Annotated in this window: 11 protein-coding genes; 5 read left to right on the forward strand and 6 right to left on the reverse strand. The window is 73.6% G+C overall.

The genetic code is table 11. The annotated features are described in order from the left end of the window. Positions 1 to 16 precede the first annotated feature (16 nt). Positions 17 to 1,534, forward strand: coding sequence for an MFS transporter (locus ACFVXG_RS02900; protein ID WP_387923637.1), 1,518 nt, complete (start codon positions 17 to 19; stop codon positions 1,532 to 1,534). Between the two features lie 89 nt (positions 1,535 to 1,623). Here ACFVXG_RS02900 and lpdA read toward each other — a convergent pair whose 3' ends face one another. Together lpdA and ACFVXG_RS02910 are read right to left on the reverse strand one after the other, a co-directional pair. Then, a complete protein-coding gene (gene lpdA / locus ACFVXG_RS02905; RefSeq protein WP_350506977.1) occupies positions 1,624 to 3,030 on the reverse strand; it encodes a dihydrolipoyl dehydrogenase in 1,407 nt (468 codons plus the stop codon). Between the two features lie 275 nt (positions 3,031 to 3,305). Next, positions 3,306 to 4,877, reverse strand: a complete 1,572-nt coding sequence (locus tag ACFVXG_RS02910; RefSeq protein ID WP_387923640.1) for a M28 family peptidase — start codon at positions 4,875 to 4,877, stop codon at positions 3,306 to 3,308. Between the two features lie 147 nt (positions 4,878 to 5,024). Here ACFVXG_RS02910 and ACFVXG_RS02915 point away from each other — a divergent pair, with 147 nt between their 5' ends. Then, complete coding sequence (locus ACFVXG_RS02915) at positions 5,025 to 5,201, forward strand: antitoxin (protein ID WP_387923642.1); 177 nt, start codon at positions 5,025 to 5,027, stop codon at positions 5,199 to 5,201. Between the two features lie 42 nt (positions 5,202 to 5,243). Here the strand turns inward: ACFVXG_RS02915 and ACFVXG_RS02920 are convergent, their stop codons facing one another. Next, positions 5,244 to 5,417, reverse strand: coding sequence for a hypothetical protein (locus ACFVXG_RS02920; RefSeq protein WP_387923644.1), 174 nt, complete (start codon positions 5,415 to 5,417; stop codon positions 5,244 to 5,246). A 74-nt stretch (positions 5,418 to 5,491) separates the two neighbouring features. Between ACFVXG_RS02920 and ACFVXG_RS02925 the strand changes: the two genes are divergently transcribed. Both ACFVXG_RS02925 and ACFVXG_RS02930 read left to right on the forward strand, forming a co-directional pair. Continuing rightward, positions 5,492 to 6,082: a TetR/AcrR family transcriptional regulator gene (locus tag ACFVXG_RS02925; RefSeq protein WP_387923646.1), complete on the forward strand. Its 591-nt coding sequence runs from the start codon at positions 5,492 to 5,494 to the stop codon at positions 6,080 to 6,082. Beyond that, complete coding sequence (locus ACFVXG_RS02930; RefSeq protein WP_387923648.1) at positions 6,079 to 7,452, forward strand: MFS transporter; 1,374 nt, start codon at positions 6,079 to 6,081, stop codon at positions 7,450 to 7,452. Before ACFVXG_RS02925 ends, ACFVXG_RS02930 begins: the two co-directional genes overlap by 4 nt. Here the strand turns inward: ACFVXG_RS02930 and ACFVXG_RS02935 are convergent. Beyond that, a complete protein-coding gene (locus tag ACFVXG_RS02935; RefSeq protein ID WP_387923650.1) occupies positions 7,439 to 7,966 on the reverse strand; it encodes a DinB family protein in 528 nt (175 codons plus the stop codon). The genes ACFVXG_RS02930 and ACFVXG_RS02935 overlap by 14 nt on opposite strands. 146 nt (positions 7,967 to 8,112) lie before the next feature. On the opposite strand from ACFVXG_RS02935, the gene ACFVXG_RS02940 reads away from it, so the two are divergent. Further along, entirely contained in the window at positions 8,113 to 8,622 is a 510-nt protein-coding gene (locus ACFVXG_RS02940; RefSeq protein WP_387923651.1) for a hypothetical protein, read from the forward strand. A gap of 58 nt (positions 8,623 to 8,680) precedes the next feature. Here the strand turns inward: ACFVXG_RS02940 and ACFVXG_RS02945 are convergent, their stop codons facing one another. Further along, a complete protein-coding gene (locus ACFVXG_RS02945) occupies positions 8,681 to 9,193 on the reverse strand; it encodes a GNAT family N-acetyltransferase (RefSeq protein WP_387923653.1) in 513 nt (170 codons plus the stop codon). A gap of 34 nt (positions 9,194 to 9,227) precedes the next feature. After that, positions 9,228 to 9,431 carry an MbtH family protein gene (locus ACFVXG_RS02950; RefSeq protein ID WP_387923655.1) on the reverse strand — a complete coding sequence of 68 codons (204 nt, stop codon included), beginning with the start codon at positions 9,429 to 9,431 and terminating at the stop codon, positions 9,228 to 9,230. Positions 9,432 to 9,437: the final 6 nt, after the last annotated feature.

Below are 9,437 nucleotides of genomic sequence, written 5' to 3' on the forward strand. Positions count from 1 at the left end.
CGCGAACGATCGGCGGGTGACTACTTCTCCACCCACTTCCGCTTCTCCACCCACCTCCGCCCCACTCCGAGCCGTCCCGGGCGCCGACCCGGACCGCTACTGGCCGACGGTCGCCGCGGTCGGCTGCGCGAGCATGATGCTGCCGTTCTCGGTGACCGGCGCCGCGGTGGCGCTCCCCGACATGGCCGCGCGGCTCGGCGCCTCGACCGGCTCGGCCCAGTGGATGCTGAACGCCTTCAACATCACCTTCGCCGCCCTGCCGTTGGCGGCGGGCGGCCTCGCCGACCGGGTCGGCCGACGCCGCGTGCTGCTGGCCGGGATCGCGCTGGTCGGGGCGCTGTCCCTGTTGATCGCGCTCGCGCCCTCGATGGCGGTGGTGGACGCGGCTCGCGCGGTGCAGGGCTGCGGCGCCGCGGCCGTCCTCGCGGCGGGCGCGGCGGTGCTGGCCGACTCGACGTCCGGACGGCGTCGGCAGCTGGCCTTCGGGGTGCTGGGCACCTCCTTCGGCACCGGCCTGGCCGTCGGACCGCCCGCGGCCGGGGCGCTGGTGCAGGCGGGCGGCTGGCGGGCGGTGTTCCTGCTGGTCGCGGCGATGTCCCTGCCCGCGTACCTGTGCGCGGTCCGGGCGCCGGAGTCCCGCCGCCCGGATCGCACCGCGATCGACCTGGCCGGGCCGGCCTGCTTCACCGCCGGACTGGCCGCGCTGTCGTTCGCGCTGGTCCAGGCCACGGGTGCCGGCTGGACCGCACCGGGCACGCTCCTGCCGCTGGGCGGCGCGCTGCTGCTGGTGGTCGCCTTCGCGGTGGTGGAGCTGCGCCGGGCGGAGCGGGCGATGTTCGACGTCCGGCTGTTCCGGCGGGCCGAGTTCCTCGCGGTGGTCTGCCAGCCCTTCACGGTGACCCTCGGGTTCGTCGTGCTGCTGGTGTACCTGCCGGCCTACCTCCAGGGGGTGGGCGGCCGGAGCGTGCTGACCAGCGGTCTGCTCCTGCTGCCGATGACCGCACCCGTCCTGCTGCTGCCGCTCGCGGCGGGCCGGCTGGCCGCCGTCCTCTCGGTCCGCACGGTGCTGACCGCAGCGTCGGGGCTGATCGTGCTGGGCGCCGTGCTGCTGCTCACGGTGCGCGGCGACGCCTCGTGGGCGGCGCTGGCGGTACCGCTGCTGCCCTTCGGGGCCGGGGTGGGGCTGGCCTTCGGCGTGATCGACAACGCGGCGGTGAGCACCGTGCCGGTCGAGCGCGCCGGGGCCGCGGCGGGCATCTTCAACACGATGCGGATCACCGGGGAGTCGGTGGCGGTCTCGGGGGCGGCGGCACTGCTCAGCACCCTGACCGCCGCACGGCTGCCCGGCCTCCCCGACGGCGAGGCGGCGAGGCTCGCCGCGCGGGCCGTCCAGGGGCAGGTGGATCCGGCCCACCGGAGTGCCCTGGCGGCGGGCTTCACGGGGGCCCTGCACGTCACCGGGGTCGTCCTGGCCGTACTGTCCGCGACCGGAGCCGTGCTGACCCATCGGGCGCTGCGCGAACGGAAGCGATGAGCACTAGCGGGCCTGAGGACGGGCCCTTGGCACAAAGAAGACGCTGCGGCCCCGCCGGGCGGGGTCGCAGCGTCCTGACGTCCGGTCCGTCACATGTTGATCATGTGACCGGCGAGGCCGTGGATGGCCTCCTTGACCGCCTCGCCCAGGGTCGGGTGGGCGTGCACGTTGCGGGCGACCTCGTGGACGGTGAGGTCCCACTGCTGGGCCAGCGTCAGCTCGGGCAGCAGCTCGGTGACCTCGGGGCCGATCAGGTGGGCGCCGAGCAGCTCGCCGTGGGTGTTGTCGCAGATCACCTTGACGAAGCCGATCGGGTGGCCGAGGCCGTGCGCCTTGCCGTTCGCGGTGAACGGGAACTTGGCGACCTTCACGTCGTAGCCGAGGTCGCGGGCCTGGGCCTCGGTGTAGCCGAAGGAGGCGATCTGCGGCTGGCAGTAGGTGGCGCGCGGGATCATGGCGAAGTCGACCTCCATGGTCTCCGCCCCGCCGATGGTCTCGGCGGCGATCACGGCCATCGTCTCGGCGGCGTGCGCGAGCATCAGCTTGGCGGTGACGTCGCCGATCGCGAAGATGTGGTCGACGCTGGTACGGCCGCGGCCGTCCACCGCGATGGCGTTGCGGTCGGTGAGCTTGACGCCGGTGTTCTCCAGGCCGTAGCCGTTGACCCGCGGCGCGAAGCCGATCGCCTGGAGCACCTTGTCGGCCTCCAGCACCTGCTGCGCACCGTCCTTGGTGACGGTCACCCGCACCTTGGCGTTCGGGTCGCTGTCGTCGATCGACTCGACCCGGGTCGAGGTGAGCACCTCGATGCCCAGCTTGCGGTACTGCTTGGCGAGTTCGGTGGAGACCTCGACGTCCTCCAGCGGCACCACGCGGTCCAGGAACTCGACGATGGTGACCTTCACGCCGTAGTTGTGCAGCACGTAGGCGAACTCGACGCCGATCGCGCCGGCGCCCGCGATGATGATGCTCTCCGGCAGCTGCTCGGTGAGGATCTGCTCCTCGTAGGTCACCACGCGCTCGCTCAGGCTGGTACCGGGCAGCAGGCGGGTGGTGGCACCGGCGGCGATGACGCAGTGGTCGAAGGTGACCACGTCGAAGCCGCCGCCGCTGAGCGCGACCTGGAGGGTGTGGTCGTCGACGAAGGTGCCCCAGCCGTCGTACTCGGTGATGCCGTTCTTCTTCATCAGGTAGTGGACGCCCTTGACCCGGCCGTCGGCCACCGAGCGGCTGCGCTTGAACGCCTCGCTGAAGTCGAAGGTCACCTGGCCCTCGACCTTGATGCCGAAGGTCTTGGCCTCCTTGGTGAAGATGTGGGCGAGCTCGGCGTTGCGCAGCAGGGCCTTGGAGGGGATGCAGCCGACGTTGAGGCAGACGCCGCCCCAGTACTTGGCCTCGATGACGGCGACCTTCAGGCCCAGCTGGGCCGAGCGGACGGCGGCGGTGTAGCCGCCGGGGCCCGCGCCGAGGACGACGACGTCGTAGTGCGTGCTCATGTTGCTGACTCCTCCGAGGGTGTCACGGTGTCGTGATCTCGTGATCTCGGTCCCATGGTGTCAGGACCGGGCTCGACGCACCCACCGGGTCTCGGCGGATGCGCTCCGCGCGGCACCGTACCCGGTCCGGACCGGATTGTCAGTGGTGCCCGCTACGGTGGCCCGTACCTAGACCCACCAGGGGTGATGGCGGAGCGGAGGTGCCGGATGGACGGCGCGCGCACGGCGGGCGGGTGGGCCCGCCGCCCGAGGACGGCAGCGGGCCCACCCGGGCGTCAGGCGGTCACTTCGTGGGCGTCGGCTCCGGCACCGGAGGCGCCGCCCGGGGTGTTCATACCCGTTCCGGCCGCGGTCGGAGCGGCCGGACGCCGAGCGGGTGCGGGCCGCTGCAGCGAGGAGAGGTCCCAGGCGTAGGTGCCGACGGCGTGGGCGATCACGTCGATGTTGACGTCGAAGGCCGCCATGTCGATGTTGTCCAGGTCGTCACAGGCCTTGTGGTAGCAGGCGTCGAAGGCGGTGCCCGCCGCGCCGCCGTAACGGGCCTGCTGCTCGGGGGACTTGATCACCTCGGCGCCGGTGTCGGTGCCGCCGGCCGGGATGCCCGCGTCGATGAACGGGCCGTAGTCGGAGCGGCCGTTGAAGGCGGACGGGTCGTGCGGCAGCTCGCGGCCGTCCAGGTAGTCGGTGAGGAAGCGCTCGATCTGGGCCGAGCCCTCCGGGCCGGCGCCGCCGCCCGCGCTGCCGGAGCCGTTGTAGACGAACTGCGCGTAGTTGGGGGATGCGATCATGTCGAAGTTGAGGTAGAGCCGGATCTTCTTCCGGTCCGCTTCGGAGAGCGACTTCACGTACGCCTCCGAGCCCTTGAGGCCGAACTCCTCGGCGGACCACCAGGCGAACCGGACCTTGTTCTTCACCGGGCGGGTGCCGAGGTGCTTCGCGACCTCCAGGATGCCGGCCGTGCCGGAGCCGTTGTCGTTGATGCCGGGCCCGGCCGGGACGGAGTCCAGGTGGGCGCCGATCATCACGGTGTTCGCCGGATCCCCGCCGCGGGTCTCGGCGATGACGTTCCAGGTCTTGCGGGGCTCCATGAAGGTGCGGAGGTCCAGGCTCACCCGGACCGGCCCGGCGGCGGCCTTGGCGGCCAGCGCCTCGCCGGCCGCCCGGCTGATCCCACCGGTCGGGACCTTGCCCGCGGTGGGCTCGCCGAGGGTCCCGTTCAGCTCGCCGTCGGTGTTGTTGTAGATCAGCGCCCCGAGGGCGCCGGCGGTGGCCGCGGCCGCCTGCTTCTCGGCGAAGCTGCACCCGCCGCGCCGGATCAGCGCGATCCGGCCGGTGACGGAGCCCGCCGGGTAGTCGGCGGGGGTGCAGCCGGTGGTGGCGGTTGCCGGGGCGACGCCCAACTCGGCGGTCAGGCCAGCCTCCGGGCCGCTCACCGAGTACGTCATGGCGAGCACCGGCACCGACTCCGCCTGGGGCGACAGCACGTCCAGGCGCTGGGCGCGGGCCTCGAAGAAGGTGTACTCGAACTCCTGCCGGGACACCTTGAGCCCGGCCCGCCGCGCCTGCTCGTAGACGTAGCGGGCGGATTCGTCGTGGCCCTTCGAACCGGCCGCCCTGGTACCGGCGTTGCGGTCGGCGAACCGTTGCAGCGCGGCCAGGGTGTCCTGGGCGTCCTCGGCGCTGCTGGCCTCGACCAGCCGCTCGGCCAGCCTGGCGCCCCGGCGGGCCGGGTCCGGGTCGGCGTTGGCACTTCCGGCACCGGTGCCGACCAGCACTAACGGGGTGACCAGGGCGACGACGGTGAGGGCGGCGAGCGGGGAGGTCCGGCGTTGGGGGCGGGGCTTCAAGACGACTCCTTCCGACGGTCGGTGAGTTCACGATTTGACATGACCGGAACCGCCTTGCCAAGGGCGCCGCGCCACCGCGACGTGCGGAGGACGCCGCGGGCGGTGATCCTGGAGGGGTGGGGGCGTCTCATCCAGGAGGGTGAACACATGTCCATGCTGGATAAGCTCAAGGGCCTGCTGAAGGGCCACGAGGACCAGGCCACGAAGGGCGTCGACAAGGCGGGCGACGCCTTCGACGAGCGCACCGAGGGCAAGTACAGCAGCCAGGTCGACACCGCCCAGGACAAGCTGAAGGACCAGTTCCGCGACCAGCCGCCGCAGTAGCGCGGCCCCGGTACTGCCCGGCCGGGCCGGTGGCGGCGACGCTCAGTCGTCGCCCCGGCCCGGCCCCTGGTCTGACTGGTCCGCCTCCCCGCCCGCGCCGCCGTCCCCGCCCGCGCCGCAGTTCTCGCACGGCCCCGGGCCGGGGCGTTCACGCAACCGCCCGCACTCCGGGCACACCCGGTCCAGCCAGCAGGCCGACTCGCCGCCTTCGTCCATGCCCGCGATTCTGCCCGGCCGACACGCCCGGCAGTGAGTAGACACTGTCTACGAAGATCCGGTAGACAGTGTCCATGACCGAACAGGACCGCGACCTGCGCGCCCGCCTGGTGGCCGCCGGCATCGAGCTGGTGACCGAGGAGGGCGTCCACGCCCTCGGCCTGCGGGAGATCGCCCGCCGCGCCGGGGTCTCCCACGGGGCGCCGCGCCGCTACTTCCCCACCCACCGCGAACTGCTCGCCGCCGTCGCCCGGCACGGCTTCGGCCGGCTCACCGACTCCATGGCCGGCGCCGACGCCCTCGCCGCCACCACCGGGGCCGACCCACGCAGCCGGATCGAGGCGCTCGCCCGCGCGTACCTCGGGTTCGCGGCGGCCAACCCCGGCATGTTCGAGCTGATGTTCCGGCACGACCTGCTGGAGGGCAGCGGCAGCGACCTGCGCCGCTCCACGCTGCCGCTCTTCCTGACCTTCGTCGGCCTGGTCGCCGAGGTCCACCCGCAGTCGGACGACCCGACCGCCGCCACCGCCGCCCTCTGGGCCAACCTGCACGGCCTGGCCCAGCTGCGCACCTGGGGCAGCCTCCAGCTGGCCACCGGCGACGACGGCCTCGAACCACTGCTGCGCGCCGCCCTGGACGCCCACCTCGGCCCGGCCGCCCGGTGACGCCCCGCCACCGCCGGGCGCTCGCCCTCGCCGCGAGCACCACCGGCGCCGTCCTGGTCGCCGTGGACGGCACCGTGCTCACCGTCGCCCAGCCCACCCTCCAGCGCGACCTGCACGCCTCCCTGGCAGCCGTCCAGTGGACCAGCACCGGCTACCTGGTCACCGTCGCCGCCCTGCTGGTCTTCGCCGGGCGCCTCGGCGACCGGTACGGCCACCGGCGGCTCTTCCTCGTCGGGGTGGTCTGCTTCGCCGCCACCTCCACCGCGATCGCCCTCGCGCCCGGCATCGGCTGGGTGATCGCACTGCGCGTCGCCCAGGGCGTCGCGGGCGCCCTGCTCCAGCCCGCGACCATCGGCATGCTGCGGGCCGTCTGGCCCGCCGACCAGCTGCCCCGCGCGATCGCGGTGCGCACCGCCGCCGTCGGTCTCGCGGCCGCCGCCGGACCGCTGATCGGCGGCGCGCTCACCACCCACTTCGGCTGGCGGGCCGTCTTCCTGCTCGGCCTGCTGCCCGCCGCGGCGGCCCTGGTCGCGGCCCTCGCCGTGCCCGAGGCCCGCACCGAGTCGGCGGCCGGGGGCCTCGACCTGCCCGGCGCGGGCCTGCTGGCGATCGCCCTGGTCTGCCTGGTGCACACCCTGGTCGCCCTGCCGACCGACGGGTGGTCGACCGGTACGGCGCTCGGCCTCGCGGCGGCCGGACTCGCCGCCCTCGCCCTCGCCCGGCACGAGCGCCGCACCGCCTGGCCGCTGCTGCCGCCCGCGCTGCTCCGCTCACGGGCCGTGGGCCCGGCGCTCGGCGTCCTGCTCGCGGCCTCGGCGGCGGTGCTCGGCACGGTCTTCCCCGCGACCTACTACCTCCAGGAGGTGCTCGGGCTCGACCCGCTGCACAACGCCCTGCGGGGGTTGCCGCTCGCGGCGGCGATGATCGTGGGCGCGCCCGCCTCGGCCTGGCTGGCGAGGCGTCACGGGGTGCGCGCCACCGTGCTCGCGGGCATGGCGCTGATCGCCGCGGGCACCCTGCTCACCGGCCGGCTGGGCCCGGACTCGGGCAGCGCCGCCACCGGCTGCTGCTTCCTGCTGCTCGGCGGCGGCCTCGGCGCGGTGATGGCGACCGCGACCTCGGCCGTCGTCCGAGGGGTGTCCGGCGCCGAGTCCGGTGTCGCCGGGGGCCTCCAGCAGACCGTGATGAACATCGGACCGGCCCTGGGCGTCGCGCTCGCCACCACCGTCGCCGGCCGTACCGCACCCGGCGCGGCGCTCGCCCCGGTCGCCCTGGCGACGACCGCGGTCGCGGTGGCGGGCGCGCTGCTGGCCCTGCGACTCCCCCGGCCGACCGCTCGGCCGGCGCCGGTGCCCGTCAGACGCCCGTGACGCCGTCGATACTCTCCCTCAACAGGTCGGCGTGTCCGTTGTGGCGGGCGTACTCCTCGATCAGGTGCACCAGCACCCAGCGCAGCGAGACGGTGTCCGAGCCGACGATCCCGGCGACCCGCTCCGACAGCGCGCCCGCCGTCTCCAGCGGCGCCCCCGCGGTCAGCTCGCGGCCGCGCTCGGTCTCGGCCCGCCAGGTGGCCAGCGCCTCGGCCATCCCCCGGGCCGGGTCCAGCCGGTAGCCGTCCGGGTTCTCCGGGCCGTACACCGGCGGCACCGTCCGACCGGCGAACACCCGCTGGTACCAGGTGCGTTCGACCTCGGTGAGGTGCTGCACCAGGCCGAGCAGCGTCAGCGTGGACGGCGACACGGAGGCCAGCCGCACCTGCCGGTCGTCGAGCCCGGAGACCTTCTGCACCAGCGTCGCCCGCTGGAACTCCAGCCAACTCTCCAGCGTGGTGCGTTCGTCGGCGTGCGGCGGCGGGAACGGCCGCCCGTCAGGGATGAGTGCCATGCCCGCCACCCTGCCACACGGCACCGACAACGGGCGCCGGAGCACCGGAGCCCAGGAGCACCGGCGCGTCGCGACCCTTGTCAGGGCTGACGCGTGCGCGCCATCATGAGAACTATCTGATTGCTCGTCACACCATAGGCGGGACAATGAAGTTGAGGATCAAGTCCACCCTGGTCGCCATCGCCCTCGCGGCCGGCTCCACCGTCGGCCTGGCGGCGGCGCCCGCCGCGCAGGCGGGCACCTGCACCGAGACCGTCGGCCACGTGATGGAGGTCGTCACCAACGCCGGGTACGACCTCGGGACCTTCTACCAGGGGTTCGACTTCTGCCAGAAGCGGGCCTACGCGGAATTCCACTTCAAGGACCTGTGGGTCTCACAGGTCGCGTCCGCCAGCAGTCAGACCTGGATCGTCAGCGCCGCGTCGAACGACCCCGGGATGCACCACTACAACCCGGCCGGCGTCGAGTGGTGGGACGCCGGCAGCCAGAGCATCTACAGCACCGGCAGCGAGACCTACGAGGCCGGCTTCTACCTGACCTGGAACGGCTACACCTGCCAGGGGTACAGCGACTGGTACTACGGCAGCGGGACTCCTCTCGGCTACGGCGTCGGCGGCCCCGACTGCCGGAAGATCGGCACCGGCGCCACTCCGTGACCGACCGAGCCCCCGCGGCCCCCGGCGCGCAGGTCCGCGCCGGGGGCCGCTCGGCGCGTCAGCGCGCGTCGGCCGTGGAGAGCACCACCACCTTCGCCACCGTGCCGTCCTCGTCGACCGAGTCGCGCAGGTGGCGGAAGCCCAGCTTCTCGCAGAGCGCCAGGCTCGGGGTGTTCCCGGCGCCCACCAGGCCGTAGACCTCCTTGAGGCCCAGGTCGTCGGCGGCGTAGCGGACCAGGCCGCGGACCACCTCGGTACCCAGGCCGCGGCCCCAGAACTCGGGGACGAGGGCGGCGACCAGCTCGTGGCCGTCGACGTTGCCGGTCCGCTTCACCTCCGCGTGGCCCGCGTAGGCGCCGTCCGCCCACAGGCCCCAGACGTCGAAGAGGCTCTGCGGGTACACATCGCTCAGGATCGCGCGGAACAGCGTGCGGATCTGCGGTTCGGGCACCAGGTCCTGGCCCATCCAGCGGCAGACCTCCGCGTTGCGGAGCAGGGCGACGAAGGCGTCCTCGTCCTCGGGCCGGTAGGGGATGAACTCCAGGCGTTCGGTGCGCAGCACGGGGGTCACGGTGGGCTCCTTCGGGTAGTCGTGGGGCGGTGGCTCAGGATCCGGCGTTCTCCATGCGCTCGCGCAGGCTGCGCGGCCGCATGTCGGTCCACACCTCGTCGACGTAGGCGGAGCACTCCGCCTCGGTGCCCTCCTTGCCGACGGGCTGCCAGCCGGCCGGGACGTCGAGGTCGACCGGCCAGAGGGAGTACTGCTCCTCGTCGTTGCGCAGCACCTGGAAGCGGGTGTTCTCGTCCATGTCGTT

The sequence above is a fragment of the Kitasatospora sp. NPDC058162 genome, assembly GCF_042884005.1.
Taxonomy (GTDB): domain Bacteria; phylum Actinomycetota; class Actinomycetes; order Streptomycetales; family Streptomycetaceae; genus Kitasatospora.

Coding starts and splice junctions, on each gene's coding strand:
- lpdA (WP_350506977.1), bottom strand. CDS start 3,030: ATGAGCACGCACTACGACGTCGTCGTCCTCGGCGCGGGCCCCGGCGGC.
- ACFVXG_RS02915 (WP_387923642.1), top strand. CDS start 5,025: ATGTCCATGCTGGATAAGCTCAAGGGCCTGCTGAAGGGCCACGAGGAC.
- ACFVXG_RS02920 (WP_387923644.1), bottom strand. CDS start 5,417: ATGGACGAAGGCGGCGAGTCGGCCTGCTGGCTGGACCGGGTGTGCCCG.
- ACFVXG_RS02925 (WP_387923646.1), top strand. CDS start 5,492: ATGACCGAACAGGACCGCGACCTGCGCGCCCGCCTGGTGGCCGCCGGC.
- ACFVXG_RS02935 (WP_387923650.1), bottom strand. CDS start 7,966: ATGGCACTCATCCCTGACGGGCGGCCGTTCCCGCCGCCGCACGCCGAC.
- ACFVXG_RS02940 (WP_387923651.1), top strand. CDS start 8,113: ATGAAGTTGAGGATCAAGTCCACCCTGGTCGCCATCGCCCTCGCGGCC.
- ACFVXG_RS02950 (WP_387923655.1), bottom strand. CDS start 9,431: ATGGACGAGAACACCCGCTTCCAGGTGCTGCGCAACGACGAGGAGCAG.